Source organism: Azospirillum lipoferum (genome assembly GCF_024170005.1).
GTDB lineage: Bacteria > Pseudomonadota > Alphaproteobacteria > Azospirillales > Azospirillaceae > Azospirillum > Azospirillum lipoferum.
This window is the reverse complement of the sequence record NZ_JALJXJ010000015.1, coordinates 15,046-34,837: the sequence shown is the minus strand read 5'-3', so window position 1 is coordinate 34,837 and position 19,792 is coordinate 15,046. Positions and strand designations below refer to the sequence as shown.

20 protein-coding genes are annotated in these 19,792 nt (G+C 68.7%); 8 read left to right on the top strand and 12 right to left on the bottom strand.

Going from position 1 to position 19,792, the window contains the following annotated elements; all coding sequences use genetic code 11:
• Positions 1–297: 297 nt before the first annotated feature.
• The 3 genes from J2848_RS27925 to J2848_RS27915 form a co-directional block, all read right to left on the bottom strand.
• Positions 298–1,062 carry a DUF3750 domain-containing protein gene (locus tag J2848_RS27925; protein WP_246194203.1) on the bottom strand — a complete coding sequence of 255 codons (765 nt, stop codon included), beginning with the start codon at positions 1,060–1,062 and terminating at the stop codon, positions 298–300.
• Between the two features lie 85 nt (positions 1,063–1,147).
• Complete coding sequence (gene cysE / locus J2848_RS27920; protein ID WP_170307198.1) at positions 1,148–1,984, bottom strand: serine O-acetyltransferase; 837 nt, start codon at positions 1,982–1,984, stop codon at positions 1,148–1,150.
• Positions 1,985–2,046: 62 nt separating this feature from the next.
• The gene (locus J2848_RS27915; RefSeq protein ID WP_149234018.1) at positions 2,047–3,042 is read right to left on the bottom strand and encodes a helix-turn-helix domain-containing protein; all 996 of its coding nucleotides are present in this window, start codon (positions 3,040–3,042) and stop codon (positions 2,047–2,049) included.
• A gap of 159 nt (positions 3,043–3,201) precedes the next feature.
• Here J2848_RS27915 and pobA point away from each other — a divergent pair, with 159 nt between their 5' ends.
• The 4 genes from pobA (at position 3,202) to J2848_RS27895 (ending at position 5,990) form a co-directional block, all read left to right on the top strand.
• Positions 3,202–4,401 (top strand): 4-hydroxybenzoate 3-monooxygenase, encoded by a 1,200-nt coding sequence (gene pobA / locus J2848_RS27910; protein WP_149234019.1) that lies wholly within the window; start codon positions 3,202–3,204, stop codon positions 4,399–4,401.
• Between the two features lie 112 nt (positions 4,402–4,513).
• Complete coding sequence (locus tag J2848_RS27905) at positions 4,514–4,870, top strand: Lin0512 family protein (protein WP_149234020.1); 357 nt, start codon at positions 4,514–4,516, stop codon at positions 4,868–4,870.
• 108 nt (positions 4,871–4,978) lie between these two features.
• Positions 4,979–5,389 (top strand): DUF2000 domain-containing protein, encoded by a 411-nt coding sequence (locus tag J2848_RS27900; RefSeq protein WP_149234021.1) that lies wholly within the window; start codon positions 4,979–4,981, stop codon positions 5,387–5,389.
• Between the two features lie 10 nt (positions 5,390–5,399).
• Positions 5,400–5,990 (top strand): LysE family translocator, encoded by a 591-nt coding sequence (locus J2848_RS27895; protein ID WP_149234022.1) that lies wholly within the window; start codon positions 5,400–5,402, stop codon positions 5,988–5,990.
• A 27-nt stretch (positions 5,991–6,017) separates the two neighbouring features.
• On the opposite strand, the gene J2848_RS27890 is transcribed toward J2848_RS27895, so the two are convergent.
• The 3 genes from J2848_RS27890 to J2848_RS27880 all read right to left on the bottom strand — a co-directional run bounded on the left by J2848_RS27890 (position 6,018) and on the right by J2848_RS27880 (position 8,619).
• A complete protein-coding gene (locus J2848_RS27890) occupies positions 6,018–6,833 on the bottom strand; it encodes a helix-turn-helix transcriptional regulator (RefSeq protein WP_149234023.1) in 816 nt (271 codons plus the stop codon).
• 57 nt (positions 6,834–6,890) lie between these two features.
• Entirely contained in the window at positions 6,891–7,892 is a 1,002-nt protein-coding gene (qhpR, locus tag J2848_RS27885; protein WP_149234024.1) for an AraC-like transcriptional regulator QhpR, read from the bottom strand.
• A gap of 223 nt (positions 7,893–8,115) precedes the next feature.
• Positions 8,116–8,619 (bottom strand): winged helix-turn-helix transcriptional regulator, encoded by a 504-nt coding sequence (locus tag J2848_RS27880; RefSeq protein WP_149234025.1) that lies wholly within the window; start codon positions 8,617–8,619, stop codon positions 8,116–8,118.
• 85 nt (positions 8,620–8,704) lie between these two features.
• Between J2848_RS27880 and J2848_RS27875 the strand changes: the two genes are divergently transcribed.
• A complete protein-coding gene (locus tag J2848_RS27875; protein ID WP_149234026.1) occupies positions 8,705–9,358 on the top strand; it encodes a glutathione S-transferase family protein in 654 nt (217 codons plus the stop codon).
• A gap of 53 nt (positions 9,359–9,411) precedes the next feature.
• On the opposite strand, the gene J2848_RS27870 is transcribed toward J2848_RS27875, so the two are convergent.
• The 3 genes from J2848_RS27870 to J2848_RS27860 form a co-directional block, all read right to left on the bottom strand.
• On the bottom strand, positions 9,412–10,077 hold the full coding sequence (locus J2848_RS27870) for an HdeD family acid-resistance protein (protein ID WP_246194204.1): 666 nt from the start codon (positions 10,075–10,077) through the stop codon (positions 9,412–9,414).
• 83 nt (positions 10,078–10,160) lie between these two features.
• Positions 10,161–10,832 (bottom strand): LolA family protein, encoded by a 672-nt coding sequence (locus tag J2848_RS27865; protein ID WP_149234027.1) that lies wholly within the window; start codon positions 10,830–10,832, stop codon positions 10,161–10,163.
• A 123-nt stretch (positions 10,833–10,955) separates the two neighbouring features.
• The gene (locus J2848_RS27860; protein ID WP_149234028.1) at positions 10,956–12,230 is read right to left on the bottom strand and encodes a UbiH/UbiF/VisC/COQ6 family ubiquinone biosynthesis hydroxylase; all 1,275 of its coding nucleotides are present in this window, start codon (positions 12,228–12,230) and stop codon (positions 10,956–10,958) included.
• Positions 12,231–12,624: 394 nt separating this feature from the next.
• Here J2848_RS27860 and glnK point away from each other — a divergent pair, with 394 nt between their 5' ends.
• Positions 12,625–12,963, top strand: coding sequence for a P-II family nitrogen regulator (glnK, locus tag J2848_RS27855; RefSeq protein ID WP_012977707.1), 339 nt, complete (start codon positions 12,625–12,627; stop codon positions 12,961–12,963).
• A gap of 81 nt (positions 12,964–13,044) precedes the next feature.
• Here the strand turns inward: glnK and J2848_RS27850 are convergent, their stop codons facing one another.
• A complete protein-coding gene (locus tag J2848_RS27850; RefSeq protein ID WP_149234029.1) occupies positions 13,045–13,623 on the bottom strand; it encodes a DUF2239 family protein in 579 nt (192 codons plus the stop codon).
• A 256-nt stretch (positions 13,624–13,879) separates the two neighbouring features.
• Between J2848_RS27850 and J2848_RS27845 the strand changes: the two genes are divergently transcribed.
• Positions 13,880–15,136 (top strand): aminotransferase class I/II-fold pyridoxal phosphate-dependent enzyme, encoded by a 1,257-nt coding sequence (locus J2848_RS27845; RefSeq protein ID WP_149234030.1) that lies wholly within the window; start codon positions 13,880–13,882, stop codon positions 15,134–15,136.
• 239 nt (positions 15,137–15,375) lie between these two features.
• Positions 15,376–17,817, top strand: coding sequence for a DNA translocase FtsK (locus tag J2848_RS27840; protein WP_149234056.1), 2,442 nt, complete (start codon positions 15,376–15,378; stop codon positions 17,815–17,817).
• Positions 17,818–18,147: 330 nt separating this feature from the next.
• On the opposite strand, the gene znuB is transcribed toward J2848_RS27840, so the two are convergent.
• Together znuB and znuC are read right to left on the bottom strand one after the other, a co-directional pair.
• Positions 18,148–18,933 (bottom strand): zinc ABC transporter permease subunit ZnuB, encoded by a 786-nt coding sequence (znuB, locus tag J2848_RS27835; RefSeq protein WP_149234031.1) that lies wholly within the window; start codon positions 18,931–18,933, stop codon positions 18,148–18,150.
• On the bottom strand, positions 18,926–19,726 hold the full coding sequence (znuC, locus tag J2848_RS27830) for a zinc ABC transporter ATP-binding protein ZnuC (protein WP_211103278.1): 801 nt from the start codon (positions 19,724–19,726) through the stop codon (positions 18,926–18,928). Before znuC ends, znuB begins: the two co-directional genes overlap by 8 nt.
• Positions 19,727–19,792: the final 66 nt, after the last annotated feature.

Here is a 19,792-nt window from a genome sequence, read left to right as displayed (position 1 = left end):
AAACGACAAAACCCGCCACGGTGGATACCGGGCGGGCAGCTTGTGTCTGATTTCCTATTACAATACGGTGAAGACGTAGATTGGGCGTTGATAGGAATATATGTACACTCGCCGATCACCCACGTCAAGGCTTATCCTGAAATCACCCCGCGAGCGGCCCCCCTGTGCCGCCGTCTCAAGGTCGAGCCTTCGGCAGCAGGCACCGCGCTCCCTCCCCGGCATCGTTGGCCTCGAACAGCCTCGCCATACTGCCGAAAGCGCCGTCCGTGATGCTCCCCTTGAATTCTCTCCGTCCCCTCAACCGGCGCCGGATTCCGGCCATCCTATTCTGCCGATCCCCGGCAGTTTCACCGCAAGGCCCAGCGGGTCGATGCCCACCGTCAGCCCCAGCAGATTGACCTCCAGCCCCTCCTCCAGTGCCAGCAGCAGGCCGGCGACGCCGAACAGGCTGATCTGCCAGCCGGTGCCGCTTGGCGCCCGCGCGAACAGGCCGCGGCCCAGGTAATCCTTGCCCAGCGCCGTCGAGGGCAGGTCCAGCCGCAGCTCCGGCGCGGCGCGGGCGACCCAGGCGGCGAAGGTGTTGCTGTTGGGGCCGGGCCAGACGCGGTACTCACCGGCATAGGGATAGCTGCCGGCGGCCTTGGCGATCTTGGGGATTGCGGTTTCGGCGGCGGGGCCGCGCAGATCCGCCAGCAGGGTTGGCTGGGCGCCGAACCAGCGCCCGTCGGGGTCGCGGTTGCTGACGGAGACCACCGACAGGCCGCGATAGGCGCGCCAGCCGATCACCTCATAGACCGTATAGTTGCGGGCGCCGACCGGCTTCACGGCGAACCAGGGATGCACGCCGAAGGCACCGCGCCAGGACAGCACGCGGGCGGCATAGACCTGGACCACCGCCTCCGGCGTCGTTGCCGCATCGGGGGCGAGGCCCACCGGGCTGCGATCGATGCGGCTCCAGTCGACCGCCGTCGGCACCGCGCCGGAGGCGAGCAGGAACACCGGCCCGGCCAGCAGCAGGACCAGCGTCAACAGAAATGCCAGCAACACCCTCACGGCCCTCACGCCCCGATCTCGTCCATCTTCCATGTAGTCATTGCGCAGACGGATTTCCGGTGACAGCGGAGGGACAGGGCGCAGAAGAGACCTCTCAGATGCTGTAGTCACCCTGTTGCAGGCTCTGGTCCATGGTCAGGGCCGGCGCCGGCTCGTCGCGGCACCAGCCGACGACCTTGGCCGGCACGCCGGCCACGGTGGCGCAGCCGGGGACATCCTTCAGGACGACGCTGCCGGCGCCGACCTTGGCGTGGGCGCCGATGGTGATGTTGCCCAGCACCTTGGCGCCGGCCGACAGCAGGACGCCGTCGCGCACCTTGGGGTGACGGTCGCCATGCTCCTTGCCGGTGCCGCCCAGCGTAACGTTCTGCAGGATCGACACGTCGTTGCCGATCACCGCCGTCTCGCCGATCACCACGCCGGTGCCATGGTCGATGAACACGCCGCGCCCGACCGGCACCGCCGGGTGGATGTCGACGGCGAAGGCCTCCGACACCCGGCTTTGCAGGAAATGGGCGAGATCGTGACGACCGCCGCGCCACAGCCAATGGGCGACCCGGTGCCATTGCAGGGCGTGATAGCCCTTGAAATAGAGGAAAGGCGTCAGGCAGCCGTCGGCCGCCGGGTCGCGGGCCAGGATGGCGGCAAGGTCGGCGGCGGCGGCATCGACGATCGCCGGGTCGGCCTCCATGGCGTCGCGCACCACGGCGGCCAGCCGGTCCTCCGGCATCGCACGGTCGGCCAGCTTGCGCACGAGCAAGGCCGCCAGCGCCGGGCCGAAGCCGTCGCGCGCCAGCACCGCGTCATAGAGGAAGGGGGCGAGGCCGCTTTCCTCCTCCGCCACCCGGACGGCATCGGCGCGCAGGCGGCGCCACAGCGACTGTTCGACCGTTTCGGCCGGCTCGCGCATCGTGACGTCCAGGCTGTCCATTGCCACCACCCTTTCCCGCACACCGAACCGCTCCGCATTCCCAATTGCGGGATGCAAGGCCGTTACTGTGGTGAGACGCCCCCGGTCCGGTCAAGACCGTTCCCGTCAAGGCTGCCTCCCGTTAGGCCATCACCCTCCACGCCCCCGGCATGCGCCCGGCGGAAGGCCTGCGGCGACCGCCCCTCGCGCTTGGTGAAGAAGCGGGAGAAATAGGCCGGATCCTCGAAGCCCAGGGCATAGCCGATCTCCGCCATGCCGTGGCTGGTGTAGATCAGCGAGCGCCGGGCCTCCAGCATCAGCCGGGCATGGACCAGTTGCAGCGTCGACAGGCCGGTGACCCGGCGGCAGGCGGCGTTCAGCCGGTTGGGCGTGACGCCCAGCGCCGCGGCATAGCGCTCCACCGGCCAATGATGGCTGAAGCGCTCGTCGATCATCGGCCGCAGCCGGGCGAGCAGCCGGACGTCGGGCGACACCCCCTGCCCGTCCCGCGCCGCGCCGTCCCGCCGCCGGTCGGCCGCCAGCCGCAGCGCCGCGACCAGCAGCAGCATCACCTGGGCCGATATCGCGCTGGCCCGGCCGGCATGGTGGGCGCGGAATTCCCGCCTGATCTCGGCGAAACAGCGGTCCAGCATCGCCGCCTCGTCCGATCCCGCCTCCAGGTCCCAGGCCATCGGCAGGGCCGGCGCCTCGCGCAGCTCCGCGTCCGGCGCGGCGGCCTGCACGCCGGCCAGGAAGCCCTCCGACACGGTCAGCACATGCCCGTCGGTGCCGGGATCGAATCGGAAGCCATGCACCACCTGCGCCGGCACGGTGATCAGCGCCGGGGCGCGGAACGTCACCTCCCCTCCGTCGGCGGTCAGCCGCCCGCCGCCCTCCGTGACCAGCAACGCATGGCTCAGCCCGTCGTGGCGGTGGGGGCGGACCTCCCAATTGTACAAGCGCATCCGTTCCGGGATCGTCTCGATATGGACGAAGCGCAGTTCCGGCACCGCCGGCGGTTCGCCATACAGCCAATAGCGGGGAATGGGTTCGGTACTGTGGGCGAGATGGGCGGACATCGCACGGACTCCGGCTGACTTGCGTTGAAAAGTACAAGCCTTTTTCCGGTTCGTCTATGTCCGGCCCTCCGCCCGATGAATTAGCATGTCCAATAACATTTGGCGCACAAAGCAATCCGTCGGGAGCGGCGCCACAGCTTTGCCGAAAGGGCGAGAGACATGCACCCCACCAAGTCGACCCGTACCCAGGTCGCGATCATCGGCGCCGGCCCGGCCGGCCTGTTCCTGTCCCATCTGCTGCACCGCCAGGGCATCGAGTCGGTCATTCTCGAAAGCCGCAGCCGCGAGGAGATCGAAGGCACCATCCGCGCCGGCGTGCTGGAGCAGTGGGTGGTCGACCTGATGAACGGGATGGGCCTCGGCGACCGCATGATGCGCGAGGGCCATTTCCATTCCGGCATCACCCTGCGCTTCGACCGCCAAAGCCACCACATCGACATGGCGGAGCTGACCGGCGGCAAGCGCGTCACCGTCTATGCCCAGCACGAGGTGATCCGCGACCTCGTCTCCGCCCGGCTGGAGGATGGCGGGACCATCCTGTTCGGCGTGTCCGACGTGCAGTTCGCCGACCTCGACGGCAAGGCGCCGCGCGTGCAGTTCCGCCGCGGTCCGGACGGACCGGTGGATGAGCTGCGCTGCGACTTCATCGCCGGCTGCGACGGTTTCCACGGGCCGAGCCGGCAGGCGATCCCCGCCGCCGCGCGCACCGAATACCAGATCGTCTATCCCTTCGGCTGGCTCGGCATCCTGACCGAGGCGCCGCCGTCGCACCCCGAACTGATCTACGCCAACCACGAACGCGGTTTCGCCCTGCTCAGCACCCGCTCGCCGGAGGTGCAGCGGCTCTACATCCAGGTCGATCCCAAGGACGACATCGCCAACTGGTCCGACGACCGCATCTGGTCCGAACTGCACCGCCGGCTGGAGGACGAAAGCGGCTGGACCCTGAAGGAAGGGCCGATCTTCCAGAAGGGCATCATCGCCATGCGCAGCTTCGTCTGCGATCCGATGCAGCATGGCCGCCTGTTCATCGCCGGCGACGCCGCCCACATCGTGCCGCCCACCGGCGCCAAGGGCCTGAACCTTGCGGTCGCCGACGTGCTGGTGCTGTCGCGCGCCATGGCCGCCTACTACAAATCCGGCACGACCGAGGGGCTGGAGGGTTACAGCGCCACCTGCCTGCGCCGCATCTGGAAGGCGGAGCGCTTCTCCTGGTACATGACCACCATGCTGCACCGGAACGAGAAGGAATCGCCCTTCGAGCAGCGGGTGCATCTGGCCGAGCTGGACTATCTGGTCCACTCCCGCGCCGCCATGACGGCGCTGGCGGAGAATTACGTCGGCTTGCCAATGGAGTGAGGAGAAGGGGGGGCCTTCCGCCCCCCGGAATTCCCCATACCACCCCCTGGCCGTCTCCACCCCGCCGCGCCATCATCCCGTCGACCGACACCCAAAGGGAAAGCCCGACGCGATGAAGCAGGTGATGTTCGTGGAACTCGGCATGGGGGTGGATCTGCATGGCCAGGACGTGACCAAGGCCGCCGTCCGCGCCGTGCGCAACGCCATAGAGCGCAACTCCATGCCCGGCATGCGCGCCCTGGTGGACGGCGACACCAGCAGGATGCAGGTGCGCGTCCACCTCGCCGTGCCGGCCGATGCCGACCGGCTGGACCAGGAGGCGGTGAAGGCCGTCTTCCCCTATGGCGCAGTCAGCATCCACGTCACCGGCGGCGGCATGCTGGCGCCGAGCGGCATCTTCCTGGCCGACAAGAACGACCGCAACGAGCAGATCTACGTCGTCAACGCCGCGGTCGAGGTCGGCATCTGAGCGACGGCGACACTGCCGGGCGGTGGGTGATTTCCTTCAATACCGGCCCCCGCCCGATCCACGACAGTCCCCCGGCCTGACCTTCGTCCAACAAAGGGAATGCCGGACGTGACACGCTGTGCCTTCATCATCGACCGCGCCCTGCCACCGGGGCTGATCGCCAACACCGCCGCCGCCCTGTCGATGACGCTGGGGAAACTGCGGCCCGATCTGGTGGGCTGCGACCTGGAGGATGCCGACGGCGTCGGCCATTCCGGCATCACCACCATCGTGATGCCAATCCTGGTGTCGGACGCCGAGGCCTTGCGCACCCTGCGCCGGAACGCGGCGGAGCGCGAGGCCGAGGGACTGGGCGTAATCGGCATGACCGACGTCGCCCAGCGCGCCAAGAGCTATGACGATTATCGCCGTCGCCTCGCCGCCACCCGGCAGGAGGAGCTGCGTTATCTCGGCCTCTGCCTCCACGGCCCGGCGGCGCTGGTGCGCTCGCTGACCGGCTCGCTGCCGCTGCTGAAATAGGGCGGCAACGATGACGATGCTTTACCTGTCGATGGCCGGCTTCGCGCTGGCCGCGTCGATCTCCCCCGGCCCGGTCAATGTGGTGGCGCTATCCAGCGGGGTGGCGCACGGCCTGCGCGCCACCTTGCGCCATGTCGCTGGCGCCACCTTGGGCTTCGTCCTGCTGCTGGTTCTGGCCGGGCTGGGGCTGGCGGAGCTGCTGCACGGCTGGCCCGCCGCCGCCGCGCTCACCCGCTGGGCGGGCATGGCCTTCCTGCTGTGGATGGGCTGGAAACTATGGAGAAGCGACGGAGAGGTCACGGCCGGCGAGCCGCCCCCGGCGCCGTCCGTCCTGCAAGGGGCCGCCATGCAGTGGCTGAACCCCAAGGCCTGGGTCGCGGCGCTGGCCGGCGTCGGTGCCTATGCCGGGGACGATCCGGCCCGGCTCTGGATCTTCGCCGGGCTGTATTTCGTCATCTGTTATCTGTCCATCGGCTGCTGGGCCTATGCCGGAGCCCGGCTGCGCCATTTGCTGGCGGATGGACGGCGGATGCGCCTGTTCAACCGAGCCATGGCCTCCCTGCTCGCGGCGAGCGCCGTCCATATCGGCCTTGCCGCCTGATCGCCGCCCCCGCTTTCATGACCGCCGTCATTCCCGGCGCATGTACTGGCCGGGAGTGGCGGCGACATGCCGTTTGAAGGCGCGTTGGAAATGGGCCTGATCGGCAAAGCCCGCATCCAGCGCGACCTCCACGATCGGCCGGCCGCGTTGCAGCTCCCGCCGGCCGAACTGAATACGGCGGTTGATCTGGTAGGCGTGCGGCGTCAGCCCATAGCGCGCCTTGAAGGACCGCACCAGATAGGACGGCGACAGCCCCGACACCGCGGCGATCTCGGCCAGCCGCAGCGGCTGCGTGCAGTGGGCGGAGATGTAGTGGGCGGCCCGGTCCAACGCCACATGCTCGCCGCCTTCCCCCACGGCGGACGGCCTCCCGCCCAGCGCCTGCCGCAACCCGGTGAAGAAGGACCGGACCGCCTCCTGCTTCACGGCACTGTCGGGGACCGAATCGAACAGCAGCCCGAACAGCCGGCCCAAGCGGCCGACCAGATCCGGATCGCGGCTCAGATGCGGAGCGAAGGGCCGGAACGCCGCCTCTCCCTCCAGCGCCGCCAGCCAACCGGCATCGGCATACAGCATGCGGTAGGACCAGGGCCGGCCTTCCAGCGGGTTGCAGACATGCGCCTCGTACGGGTTCATCAGCACGATGGTGCCGGCGGTGATCCGGTGACGGTCGGCGCCGATGCGGAAATCGCTGACGCCGCCGGTGACCAGCCCGATGGAGAAGGTCGGGTGGCTGTGCCAGCCATAGCGGACCTCCTGCCCATCCTCGATGCTCCGCGCCTCCAGATGCGGAAGTGCTGGGTCCCGCCAGAAACGGTGAAGATTCCTTGATGCGCGCGCCATGCCCGCCCTGCCCCGGAAATGTCCCGGCAGCGATCTTATGACGGGAGCGCCGAAGTTTCAGCCCTTCCCGTCGCGTATCTTCGCCGGCGACACGCCGAACCAGCGGCGGAAGGCGCGGCTGAAGGCGCTGACCTCCGAATAGCCCAGCAGCGCGCCGATATCGGCGACCGGGACATGGCGCTGGCGGATATAGACCGCCGCCAGATCGCGCCGCACTCCCTCCACCAGATCGGAGAAGCTCAGCCCCTCGTCGGCCAGCCGGCGTTGCAGGGTCCAGCGGGCGATGCCCAGGCGGTCGGCGATGTCCTCGACATAGGGCGGGCCTTCCGGCAGCCGCGCCCGCACCTCCGCCTTCACGCGGTCGAGCAGCGGCGGCGTGCCGGTGCCGCGGGCGATGTCGATCAGCGTGCCGCACAGCCCGGTCAGCCGCGCCATGTCGCCGCCGGGCATGCGGCGGTCGAGATTGCGGTCGCGCAGCAGGATGGCGTTGGTGCGCTGGCCGAAATGGGCGGGCGCGTCGAACAGCGCCTCGTGCTGGCGCCAGCCCTCCGGCTTGGGATGCTCGAAATGCACCTCCTCCGGCATCCAGTGCGGGCCGAGGCAGGCGCGCACCACATTGGCGAACATGCCCATGGTCAGTTCGGCATCCTGCCGCCGCTCGACGATGCAGCCGTCGAGGATGCGGTATTCCAGCCGCAGCAGCTCGCCCTCGCGGACGAAGCGGGTTTCGGTCGCCTGCTGGTGGAAGGGGAACAGCCGGGCCAGATGGTCCAGCGCCGATCCCAGCGTCGGTGCCGCCAGCGCGATGGAGCCGATCAGCCCCAGCATCTCCGGCTGGAACTGGCGGCCGAACATCAGGCCGAAATTGTCGTTGCCGGTCTCCGCCGCCGCCACCTCCATCATCGCCACATAGGCGCGGAGGTCGAGCGCCACCGTCGGCTGGCCGAGCGCGCGCTCCTCGACGCCGACGCGGTGGAACACCTGATCGGGGCAGCCGCCCTGCGCGGCGATGAAGTCCGACACCCCGCAGGCCGCGGCGGCCAGGATGTTGTGTTGCACAGATCCTGTGCGGCCCCCGCCAAGCTGGCCGGCAGTTTGCCCAAGAGTCGGTCGGTGCGGCGTCATGACCCAGCCCCTCGCAGCCGTTTTGCCGCAACGCAGCAAACATCGTGCCGGATTTCAGGCTGACAGAAATAGTCCGTATGAGAAATTATACGATCGGCTTACGATCGCGCAGGAGAGCGGCAAGCGGATGCTCCCCGCTCCCAAGCAGATAGGCCCGTCAGTTCGGCGCCTGCCGGATGGCTTCATACGCAGCGTTCAGGCGCTGCAAGACGGACTCCGAAACCGACGGACCGCATGCCTCGGCATTCAGATGACGCACACGCAGTTCGTCCATCAACTCTGCCCACAGGGGAGGGCCGCCCTCTTCAAGAAGCTGTGCGCGGATCGACAACTCTCTGGACGCAGGCGTATGCCGTCGCCCCCACGCGCCCATCTGGGCCAGCAACGGAACAAGTTGGATCGCCGGCTCGGTCAGGCTGTAGATCACGCTCTGCCGGTGACGCGGGTCGTCAGCCTTGGTCAGCAGGCCCGCCGCGAGCAGCCGTTTGAGCCGGTCCGCCAGGACATTGGACGCGATGCCCTCTTCCGAGCGGGTAAGGAGTTCGCGATAGCGGCGCCGGTCGCCGAAAATGATGTCGCGGATGACGATCAGGCTCCAGCGGTCGCCCAGGACCTCCAGCGTCAGGTTGATCGGACACCCCGATCGATGTGCGTCCTGCAAGACCGGTCTCCTTCCGCTTGCAAAGTAGGATCAGTCGCGGTAGCTTTCAACTGCTTGCAGATTGCAAGCAGTTGGAGGTGCCCCGATGTCGCTGACGCTCTATGCACATCCCTTCTCATCCTATTCCCAGAAGGTGCTGATCGCGCTCTGGGAGAACGACATTCCCTTCACCTACCGGAATCTGGAAGAACCCGGCGCGGCGGCGGAGCGGGCGACGCTCTGGCCACTCGGACGCTTTCCGGTGCTGGTCGACAACGGCCGCACGGTCGTGGAATCCAGCATCATCATCGAACATCTGGATCTCCACCATGCCGGGCCGATCCGATGGCTTCCCGACGATGGTGACGCCGCCCTGGAGGTCCGGCTGATGGATCGGTTCTTCGACAACTACGTCATGACGGCGATGCAGGCGCCGGTGTTCGAGTCGCTGCGACCGGACGCGACGCGGCTGGACGAGGTGAAGGAAAAAGCCCGCCGGGATCTCGATACGGCCTATGCGTGGCTGGAGGAGAGGCTGTCAGGCAGACGCTGGGCGGCAGGCGAAAGCTTCACCATGGCCGACTGCGCCGCGGCTCCGTCTCTCTTTTATGCCGATTGGGTTCACCGGATCGGCCCCGGTTTCCCGCGGCTGCGGGACTATCGCTCGCGCCTGCTGGCACGGCCTTCGATCGCGCGCGCCGTCGACGAAGGGCGCCCTTACCGGTCCTACTTTCCGCTCGGTGCGCCCGACCGCGACTGATCGGCGAACACAGGGGGAGGTTCTCTCAGTAAAGTTCCTCCCCACCGGCCCCTTCAAACCGCCGCCGCCATCCCCCCGCCGGAACCGCCGCCCGAGGCGTTGTTTTCCCGGTGGCAGTGCCGCAGCCGGAAGGCGGTCACCAGCGCCAGCACCCCGAAGGCGATCAGATAGGCCGCCACCCCCCAGGCGAGCGCCAGCAGACCCAGCGCCGGCAGCACCCACATGCTGAGTCCGAACAGGATCGACATCACGCCGGCGACACCCCAGGCCCATTTGCCGTGGGTGCGGTCCATGCGCCAGGCTCCCATCACCTCGGCGAAGCCGGTGATGACCGACCAGGCGGCGATCAGGAACACCAGGGCGAACAGGCTGGCGGCCGGCCACAACGCGGCGACGATGCCGGCGATCAGGCTGACGACGCCCTCCAGGATGAAGGGCAGCGAGCGTTCATGGTGGCGGGAGGCGCGGATGCCGGCCAGGATGGCGAAGACGCCGTCCAGCAGCAGATAGGCCGAGAAGGTCAGCGCCAGCGTCGCCACCGTCACCCCCGGCATCAGCAGGGCCAGCACCCCCAGCAGGATCGCCGCCGCCCCGCGCAGGGCGAGCGCCCACCAGTTGCGCGCCAGCACCATGTTCATGCTGCGCAGACGGCCCGCCGGCCCGAGTTCCGGGTTGAGCCCTGGGTCAAGCCTGGACCGATCCGCCTGATCGTAGGACATGGAAAGCCTCCCGCTGCCGTCATATGCGCCATCGAATGACAACAGGAGGCGAAGGGGTTTGTTGCCCGCTTGCGGCCGGCCGCTCAGTTGTTCCGGCCGAAGTCCGATCCGCGCGCGGGCTCCTTGAAATAGAACATCTCGCGGTCGAAGGTGACATCGGTGCGCGGGTTCAGCAGGGCCACCTCGGTGGTCAGGCCCTGGGCGTCCAGCACCCGCCACTTGCGCAACTGGAAGGGACGGTCCTCGAACACCAGGGTCAGGGTGCCCTTGCCGGGATCCTTGGTCTCCAGCAGGCTGACCTCGATCACGCCGGGGGCCTGGAACACGTCGGTGACGGTGACGTCGCCCGACAGCCGGATGTTCTTGCGCAGGATGAAGTCGGCCAGCGTCGAGCCGATCGGCGCGCTCGACTGCTGGCGCATCTCGCCGTCCCAATAGAAGACGAAGCTGCCGTCGGCGACGATGAAGTCCTTCAGCGGCCGATCATATTCCAGCCGCATCCGGCCGGGCCGCCATAGATAGAAGGTGCCGGTGGCCTGCCGCCCGTTCGGCGCCACCTGCAGGAACTTCGATTGCAGGGTGGTGATCCCGTTCAGATACTCCTCCACCTTGGCGACGACCGCCTGGTCCTGCGCCGACAGCGAGACGGGGCTGGCCGGTGCAGCGACAGCGGACGGGGCGAAGGCCGCCGGCAGCGGGGCCAGGAGAGCGGCAAACAGCAGGGCGGCGGAAAGGCGGCGAAGCACGGTCTTCATCCTTGGTCGTTCGGAGCCCGAATCCCTTAACCGGGCGGTATGGCGGACATAAGGCGTCCGCCTCCCGCTGCCAAGGATTACCGGTGCCGGATCAAAGTGGCTGCTGCTTAAAAAAGGCCGGGTTTAAAGCGGCTGCCCCTTGATCATCCGCGGCAGGTCGCCGACCACGCCCATGGCATGCTTCATGAAGAAGCGCTTGACCGGCGGCAGCCGGTTGATCACCGCCATGCCCAGGTCGCGGGCCAGCTTCACCGGCGGGATGTTGTTGGAGAACAGATGGACCAGCCCGTCGCACACCGCCGCCAGCAGCACGGTGTCGAAGCGGCGCCAGCGCTGGAAGCGCGCCAGCACCTCCGGCCCGCCGACATCCAGCCCCAGGCGATAGGCGTCGACCACCACCTCCGCCAGTGCGGCGACGTCGCGCATGCCGAGGTTGAGCCCCTGCCCGGCGATCGGATGGATGGCGTGCGCCGCCTCGCCCACCAGGGCCAGCCGGTCGGCGATGAAGCGGTCGGCCAGCAGGACCGACAGCGGCCAGGCCTCGCGCTTGGTCAGCAGCGTGATCTCGCCGAGATAGCCGCCGGAGCGCCGTTGCAGCTCGTCGATGAACTGGTCGTCGGGCAGCTTCAGATAGGTGTCGACCAGCGAGGACTTTTCGCTCCACACGATGGAGCAGCGGTTGTCCGTCATCGGCAGGACGGCGAAGGGGCCGTTGGGCAGGAAATGCTCGACCGCGACGCCCTTGTTCGGTTCGGTGTGGCGGATGGTGCAGATGATGGCGCTCTGGTCGTAGGACCAGCGCCGCACCTTGATCCCGGCGCTTTCCCGCGCCATCGACCGCCGCCCGTCGGCGCCGACCAGCAGCCGGCCGCGCACGGTGCGCCCGTCGGCCAGCCGCACCGAAACGCCGGACCGCTTGCGCTCCACCGTCACCGCCTTGGCCGGCGCCAGATGGACCAGACCCGGCAACTCGGCCGCGCGGGTGAACAGGGCGTGACGGATGTCCTTGTTGTCCAGGATCCAGCCGAAGGGCTGGTGCTTGCCCTCCATCGCCAGTTCGGTGTGGTCGTAATGGATGAACAGGGGCGAGAACTGATCGGCGATGCGGATGTCCAGCATCGGGCCGGCCTGATCGGCCATGTGGTGCCACACGCCCGCCGCCTCCAGCACCATCTTGGAAGCGTAGGAGATCGCGGTGGTGCGGATGTCGAACTCCCGGTCGCCCATGCGTTCGGGGCTGTCCTGGTCGATGCAGACCACCGGCACGCCGGCGCTGGCCAGCGCCGCCGCCATGGTCAGACCGGCCAGACCGCCGCCCAGCACCACGACCTCCGTGGTGATGTCGCCGCCCTGCGGGGGGACGGTCGCGTTGCCCGATTCGGTGCCCGGTACGGCCATGATGCTCGCTGCCTTCTCGCTTTCGTCCATGCGCCGCGGGGACCGGTCGGGCTTGACCCTTGCCGGCGCCGCCGGCGCGGTCAAACAATTGTCGCACTGCGGCGTCCTGTCCAGTGTCCAGTCCCCGCCCGGCGCATGCTGACAGCCGGACAGATTGTCGCTGCACGATTTTAGGGCAAATGCCGCCCTTTTGGGCGCCCAATCAGCAGGCATATTCCCATCGGTCCAGCACATTTCAACCGGCACGATTCTTGTAGTCGTTGATTTTTGCGGTCGACGCGAACAGGCTTGGGCCATCGGCGGGAGGACGGTACGGTGTCAGGCCGGACTTGAACCGCAACCGGGCGGCCAAAGCCTTGCACGCGGCCGGAACAACGCTTTAAGGGGAAGCCACATGAAACTGGTTATGGCCATCATCAAGCCGTTCAAGCTCGACGAAGTGCGCGAGGCGCTGACGTCGCTCGGGATCCAGGGCCTGACCGTCAGCGAGGTCAAGGGCTTCGGCCGCCAGAAGGGCCAGACGGAAATCTACCGCGGCGCCGAATATTCCGTGAGCTTCCTGCCCAAGGTGAAGGTCGAGGTCGCCGTGTCCGACGACCAGTACGAGCAGGTGGTGGAAGCGATCCAGAAGGCCGCCAACACCGGCCGCATCGGCGACGGCAAGATCTTCGTGCTGGAGATCGCCCAGGCCGTGCGCATCCGCACCGGCGAGACCAACGCCGAGGCGCTGTAAGGCTGCCGGCCGACGGGGTCCGCTCCTTCCGGCAGGAACGGACCCGGCGGGCGCGCCCTTCGCGCGCCTGCTCGCTTGTTCTCAGCCGCCCTCGCCTGAGTTGGTGAAGGCATCGGCAGCCAGCGCACGGGCATAATCGCGTAGGTCGGCCGGCCAGTCTGCCGTCAGCGCATCGAACCGCGCCTGATCTGCCGCATAGAGCGCCCGCACAGCCTCCTCATAGCCCGGCCGGTCGCCGGCCAGTTCCAGCATGACGCGATAGGCGGCCTCCTGCGCCCGGCGCACGCGGTCCTTCGTCTCGCTTCCCTTGCGCGCCTCGTCCACCAGCTTGCGCAGCGCCACCGACGCCCCGCCCGGCTGGGCGTTCAGCCATTCCCAATGGCGCGGCAGCAGCGTCACCTCCCGCGCCACCACCCCCAGCTTCGGCCGCCCCGGCCCCCGCGGCGGGGGAGAAAGACGCCACGCAAGCTCGGCATCGTTTCCCCGCAGGTCGAGGTCGACCACCTTGCCGGTGGCATCGTCGAACACCAGCACCGGCGGTCCGTCCGGCTCCGCATCCAGTGCTGCCCGCACTGCCCGTGCGACGCTCAGCGCGTCCCCGGCGGCAAGGCGGCGCTCGCCCCGGAACGCGGTGCAGAGAGTTTCGGCGGTAACGGACATGGTCGGAACTCCAATTGTGATGAGCAAATTTTACCCGGATAAAAAACGGGCGTCAATATCGCCCGGATGAAATGAGGAGCGACTCGCAAGTACACGATCTTCTGTCTCCTGTGACCGTTCGGCCACCCGCCGCGCCCAAAGGTTCTGGGCGCTTGTGCCCCCCGTGCCCCGCCGATAGGATCGGTCCCTCACGAGACGTGGCCGCCTCCCCGGGCCGGGGCGCGGCATCCGGGGTGCGAAAAGGGTTGCGGTCGCCATGGTTCTTGCGGATTTCAGCGTCAACAGCGGTGCCGTCTTCACCGAGGCGATCGGCAACGACCGGCTCGACCTGCTGACCGACTATCCCTTCACCCGGCTCGCCAATCTGCTGGCGCCGATCACGCCGCGCGCCAACGTCGCCCCCATCCTGCTGACGGTGGGCGAGCCGCAGCACACCCCGCCCACCATCATCGAGGAGACGCTGCGCGCCAGCGCGTCGGGCTGGAACAAGTACCCGCCGGTCGGCGGCACGCCGGAGTTCCGCGCCGCGGCCGGCGACTGGCTGACCCGCCGTTACGGTCTGCCGGCCGGGCTGCTGCACGCCGACAGCTCCGTCCTGCCGCTGTCCGGCACGCGCGAAGCGCTGTTCATGCTGGCCCTGCTGGCGGTGCCGACGCAGAAGGCCGGGCGCCAGCCGGCGGTGCTGATGCCCAACCCCTTCTACGCCCCCTATGAGGGGGCGGCGGTGATGGCGGGGGCGGAGCCGGTGTTCCTGTCGGCGACGCGCGAGACCGGCTTCCTGCCCGACCTCGACGCCCTGACGCCGGAACTGCTGGAACGCACCGCCCTCTTCTATCTCTGCACCCCCGCCAACCCGCAGGGTGCCGCGGCGACGCCGGCCTATCTCGCCAAGGCCATCGGTCTGGCGCGGCAGTACGGCTTCGTGCTGGCGGTCGACGAATGCTATGCCGAGATCTGGCTGGACGCCCCGCCGGTCGGCGCATTGCAGGTTGCCGCCAGCTTGCCCCACGAGGACGGCAAGCCCTGGGCCAACCTGCTGGTCTTCCATTCCCTGTCCAAGCGGTCGAGCGCCGCCGGCCTGCGCTCCGGCTTCGTCGCCGGCGACCCGGCACTGATCGGGCGCTTCTCCCGCCTGCGCAGCTACGGCTGCGCCGGCATGCCGCTGCCGATCCTGGCCGCCAGCACCGCGCTGTGGCGCGACGAGGCGCATGTGGAGGAGAACCGCGCCGCCTACCGCGCAAAATTCGCGGCGGCGGAGGCGGAGCTGGGCGGCCGCTACGGCTATTACCGGCCGGCCGGCGGCTTCTTCCTGTGGCTGGAGGTCGGCAACGGCGAGGAGGCGGCGAAGCGGCTGTGGGCGGAGGGGGCGGTCCGCGTCCTGCCCGGCGCCTATCTGTCGCGCAGCAATCCCGGCGAGCCGAACCCCGGTGACGCCTTCATCCGCGTTGCCCTGGTTCAGGACACCGACACCGTCGCCCAGGCCTGCGCGTCCATCGTCCGCATTCTCGGCTGACCGGTTCCGATCAGCCCCCTGTATTTTTGGTTTCTACAGCACGAGGTTCCCGTCCCATGGCCCGACCCGCCGGCCCCTCCTCCGCGCGCCCCCGGCCCAGCCTGGGACGCCCCGCCCCCAGCCCGCGCAAGGGGGTGCCCAGAGACGGAGTGCCCAGAGACGCGGCGAAGGAACCGGGAAAGGACCGCATCCGTCCCGGCCGCGGCCGGCAGGATAAGCCGCCCTTCTTCTCCCCGGCCATGCGCGCCTTCGTCGTCGCCCGCGCGCGCGAGGCGATGGGCTTCGTGCTCGGCCTGTTCGGCCTGCTGCTGATGGTGCTGCTGGGCAGCTACGACCCGCATGACGCCTCGCTGAACTCGATCCCCGCCACGGCGGGAAGCGCGCGCAACCTGTTCGGCACCCCGGGCGCCTATGCCGCCGACCTGCTGATCCAGTCGCTGGGCTGGGCCGCCTTCGTCATCGCGCTGGTGCCGATGTTCTGGGGCTGGCGGCTGGGTGCCCAGCGCAAGCTCGGCAACCCGCTGTTCCGCACCGTTCTGGCCCTGTGGGGCGTGTTTCTGGTGGCGATGGCGCTGGCCGGCCTGACCGACGCCTCCACCGATCCGCTCGCCCCGCTTCCCGGCGGCAGCGTCGGTCAGGTGCTGCTTCGTGGAGTCGGCAACCTGTTCGGGGCCGAGCCGATGGTGGCGACCGCCGCCGCGGTGGGCGGCGGTCTGGTGCTGTTCCTGGCCGCCGGCCTGTCCATCGGCGAGTGGATCGCCAGCTTCCGCGCGCTCGGCCGCGGCATGGTCAATGGCGTCCGCATGGTCCGCCGTGGCTTCGGCAACGGCGTCGATGTCCTGCGCCGCCACGGCCGCAACGCGGCCCAGGCCGCCTCGGTCGCGGTGGACGATTCGCTACGCGGCGGCGATGCGCCGAAACGCAACCGCCCGCGCTTCGACGAGGCCGTTCAGGTGACCCCGCTGCCCCCGGCCGGTCTCGACGCCGGTCCGGTTCCCCTGTCCGCCGGTCCGGCTGCCGCCCCGCCTTCCCCCCTGAGTACAGCCGACAAGCCGGTCCGCGCCGTCCCCATCGTCACTCCGCCCAAATCGGCGACGTCGGAGCGCGAGGCGGCGAAGAACGACCCGCGCCAGAGCCGCCTGCCGCTGGGCGAGGAGGAGGGGCCGCAGGGCTACGAGCTGCCGCCGCTCGACCTGCTGCAGATGCCGCCCACCGGCATCCGCGGCGAACAGCTGGACGAGACGGCACTCCAGCGCAACGCCGGCCAGCTGGAAGGCGTGCTGGGCGACTTCGGTGTGCGCGGCGAGATCCAGAAGGTCCATCCCGGCCCGGTCGTCACCCTGTACGAACTGGAGCCGGCTCCCGGCACGAAGTCCTCCCGCGTCATCGGCCTTGCCGACGACATCGCCCGCTCGATGAGCGCGGTGTCGGTCCGCGTCGCCGTGGTTCCCGGCCGCAACGTCATCGGCGTCGAGCTGCCCAACGCCAAACGCGAGACCGTTCTGCTGCGCGAGCTGATGGCGGCGGAAGGCTTCGACAAGCATGGCGGCAAGCTGGCGCTGGCGCTCGGCAAGGACATCGGCGGGCAGCCGGTGGTCGCCGACCTCGCCCGCTTCCCCCATCTGCTGGTCGCCGGCACCACCGGCTCGGGCAAGTCGGTGGCGATCAACACGATGATCCTGTCGCTGCTCTACCGGCTGCCGCCGGAGCGCTGCCGCTTCATCATGATCGACCCCAAGATGCTGGAACTGTCGGTCTATGAGGGCATCCCCCACCTGCTGACACCCGTCGTCACCGACCCGAAGAAGGCCGTGGTCGCGCTGAAATGGACGGTGCGGGAGATGGAGGACCGCTACCGCAACATGTCCAAGCTGGGCGTCCGCAACATCGAGGGCTACAACGCCCGCCTGCGCGAGGCGCGCGAGGGCGGCGAGTCGCTGACCCGCCGTGTCCAGACCGGCTTCGACCCCGACACCGGCAAACCGCTGTTCGAGGAGCAGCCGCTCGACCTGACCGAACTGCCCTACATCGTGGTCATCGTCGACGAGATGGCCGACCTGATGCTGGTCGCCGGCAAGGACATCGAGGCGGCGATCCAGCGCCTTGCCCAGATGGCACGCGCCGCCGGCATCCACCTGATCATGGCGACGCAGCGCCCGTCGGTCGATGTCATCACCGGCACCATCAAGGCCAACTTCCCGACCCGCATCAGCTTCCAGGTCACCAGCAAGATCGACAGCCGAACCATCCTGGGTGAACAGGGCGCCGAGCAGCTGCTCGGCCAGGGCGACATGCTCTACATGGCTGGTGGTGGCCGCATCACCCGCGTCCACGGTCCCTTCGTCTCCGACCATGAGGTCGAGCAGATCGTCAAATTCCTCAAGGCGCAGGGCGAGCCCAACTATGTCGACGCCATCCTGGAGGATGAGGAGGGCGAGGAGTCCTTCGACGACGGCGCCCTGCCCGGCGCCGGCGGCGGGTCGGGCGACGACCTCTACGACAAGGCGGTGGCGGTGGTCTGCCGCGAGCGCAAGGCCTCGACCAGCTTCATCCAGCGCCAGCTGCGCATCGGCTACAACTCCGCCGCCCGCCTGATCGAGCGGATGGAGACCGAAGGGGTGGTCAGCAAGCCCAACCACTCCGGCAAGCGCGAGGTCCTGGCCCGCAACATCGACGAATGAGTGTTTTCGGGCTGCCCGTTGACAGCGATGGGGTGCCGCACCAATATCGGGGGTAGGCAGGCCGAGGACTGGTACTCCCCGGCCCGCCCGCCCGATCTTAGTGCATCAGAAGGTCAAGCAACCGCTTGACGATCTCCAGCACCAGGATCAGGAGAGTGAGGATCTTCTCCATCCTCCTGCCCTCCGTCAGTGCGGCGGCGATGGCGGCCCTTCCGCCATCGCGTCCGCCGGCGGACTATGGCGCAGGCTGTCACGCCCGCAAACGGGAAACACACACAAGCGTGTTCTTTTTCTGATTGCAGGCAACGCTGTCGCGCGCCGTGCTTTTGATCATCGCCGCAGCGGCACCAGCGATCCCAGCAGGAACAGCGCGGCGGCGGCCACCACCACGCTCGGGCCCCCCGGCAGATCCCAGTTCAGCGAAGCCAGCAGCCCAGCAGCGACCGCCACAACGCCCAGCACCGAGGCCAGCGCCGCCATCCCTTCCGGCGTGCGGGCGAAACGGCGGGCGGCTGCAGCCGGGATGATCAGCAGCGAGGTGATCAGCAGGATGCCGACGATCTTCATGGCGATGGCGATCACCAGCGCGATCAGCAGCATGAAGGCCAGCCGCAGGGCGTCGACCGGCATGCCCTCCACCCGCGCCAGATCCTCGTCCACCGTCACCGCCAGCAGCCGGCGCCACAGCAGCGCCAATCCCGCCATCGCCACCGCGCCGCCGCCATAGATCGCCATCAGGTCGCCGTCGGTCACCGACAGGATATCGCCGAACAGATACGCCATCAGATCGACGCGCAAGGTCTCCAGAAAGGCCAGCGCCACCAGTCCCAGCGACAGCGACCCGTGCGACAGGATGCCCAGCAGCGTGTCGGCCGCGAGATGGCGCCGCCGTTGCAGCGCCACCAGCGCCAGCGCCAGCGACACGCAGACCACCATCACGCCGATCATCGGGTTGACGCCCAGCAGGAAGCCCAGCGTCACCCCCAGCAGGGCCGAATGGGACAGCGTATCGCCGAAATAGGCCATGCGCCGCCACACCACGAAGGATCCCAGCGGCCCGGCCAGCAGGGCGATGCCGCCGCCGGCCAGCAGGGCGCGGATCACGAACTCATCCATGGCAGCAGTCCCCGTCATGGTCGTGCACGACCTTGCCGTCCTCGGCATGGGCATGGTCGTGGTGATGGACATAGACGGCGAGGTCGCGGGCATGGCCGCCGAACAGGGCATGATATTCCGGATGCCGGCTGACGTCCTCCGGCCGGCCGGAACAGCAGACATGGCCGTTCAAGCAGATCACCCGGTCGGTGCGTGCCATCACCGTGTGCAGGTCGTGGCTGACCAGCAGCACGCCGCAGCCGCGCCGCTGCCGGACCTGGGCGATGCGGTTGAACAGCTCCGCCTGCCCATGCACGTCCACCGCCTGGTCAGGCTCGTCCAGCACCAGCAGGTCGGGGTCGCCCAGCAGGGCGCGGGCCAGCAACACCCGCTGCATCTCGCCGCCGGAAATCGTCTGCACCGCCGAGTCGGCCAGCCGCGTCACCCCGGCCTCCTCCAGCGCCGCCGCCACCTGATCGGCGGTCACCGGCCGCCACAGCGCCAGGAACCGCCGCACGGTCAGCGGCAAGGTCTGGTCCACCGACAACTTCTGCGGCATGTAGCCGACGCGCAGGTTCGGGCGCCGCAGCACCCGCCCGCCGTCCGGCGCCATCAGCCCCAGCACGGCGCGGACCAGCGTCGTCTTGCCGGCGCCGTTCGGGCCGATCAGCGTCACCACCTCCCCCGGCTGGACGGCGATGTTGACGCGGTCCAGCACGGTGCGGCGACCGAAACGGACGGTCAGATCCTCGGTCCAGGCGAGCGGGCCGGCGAAGAGGGCGGAGGTATCCCGGCTTGGGTACGGTGTTGACATGTTACGTTATAACGTGACACCAAAATGACTGTGGCTTCCCTATGCTCTGAAACCGCCAGCCTGTCC

What these genes read in the sequence shown, in the direction of transcription:
- J2848_RS27895 (WP_149234022.1), top strand. Translation starts at nt 5,400, where the DNA reads ATGACGATGCTTTACCTGTCGATGGCCGGCTTCGCGCTGGCCGCGTCG.
- J2848_RS27850 (WP_149234029.1), bottom strand. Translation starts at nt 13,623, where the DNA reads ATGTCCGTTACCGCCGAAACTCTCTGCACCGCGTTCCGGGGCGAGCGC.
- J2848_RS27905 (WP_149234020.1), top strand. Translation starts at nt 4,514, where the DNA reads ATGAAGCAGGTGATGTTCGTGGAACTCGGCATGGGGGTGGATCTGCAT.
- J2848_RS27890 (WP_149234023.1), bottom strand. Translation starts at nt 6,833, where the DNA reads ATGGCGCGCGCATCAAGGAATCTTCACCGTTTCTGGCGGGACCCAGCA.
- J2848_RS27845 (WP_149234030.1), top strand. Translation starts at nt 13,880, where the DNA reads ATGGTTCTTGCGGATTTCAGCGTCAACAGCGGTGCCGTCTTCACCGAG.
- J2848_RS27870 (WP_246194204.1), bottom strand. Translation starts at nt 10,077, where the DNA reads ATGTCCTACGATCAGGCGGATCGGTCCAGGCTTGACCCAGGGCTCAAC.
- glnK (WP_012977707.1), top strand. Translation starts at nt 12,625, where the DNA reads ATGAAACTGGTTATGGCCATCATCAAGCCGTTCAAGCTCGACGAAGTG.
- cysE (WP_170307198.1), bottom strand. Translation starts at nt 1,984, where the DNA reads ATGGACAGCCTGGACGTCACGATGCGCGAGCCGGCCGAAACGGTCGAA.
- J2848_RS27840 (WP_149234056.1), top strand. Translation starts at nt 15,376, where the DNA reads ATGCGCGCCTTCGTCGTCGCCCGCGCGCGCGAGGCGATGGGCTTCGTG.
- J2848_RS27865 (WP_149234027.1), bottom strand. Translation starts at nt 10,832, where the DNA reads ATGAAGACCGTGCTTCGCCGCCTTTCCGCCGCCCTGCTGTTTGCCGCT.
- znuB (WP_149234031.1), bottom strand. Translation starts at nt 18,933, where the DNA reads ATGGATGAGTTCGTGATCCGCGCCCTGCTGGCCGGCGGCGGCATCGCC.
- J2848_RS27915 (WP_149234018.1), bottom strand. Translation starts at nt 3,042, where the DNA reads ATGTCCGCCCATCTCGCCCACAGTACCGAACCCATTCCCCGCTATTGG.
- J2848_RS27860 (WP_149234028.1), bottom strand. Translation starts at nt 12,230, where the DNA reads ATGGCCGTACCGGGCACCGAATCGGGCAACGCGACCGTCCCCCCGCAG.
- J2848_RS27875 (WP_149234026.1), top strand. Translation starts at nt 8,705, where the DNA reads ATGTCGCTGACGCTCTATGCACATCCCTTCTCATCCTATTCCCAGAAG.
- pobA (WP_149234019.1), top strand. Translation starts at nt 3,202, where the DNA reads ATGCACCCCACCAAGTCGACCCGTACCCAGGTCGCGATCATCGGCGCC.
- znuC (WP_211103278.1), bottom strand. Translation starts at nt 19,726, where the DNA reads ATGTCAACACCGTACCCAAGCCGGGATACCTCCGCCCTCTTCGCCGGC.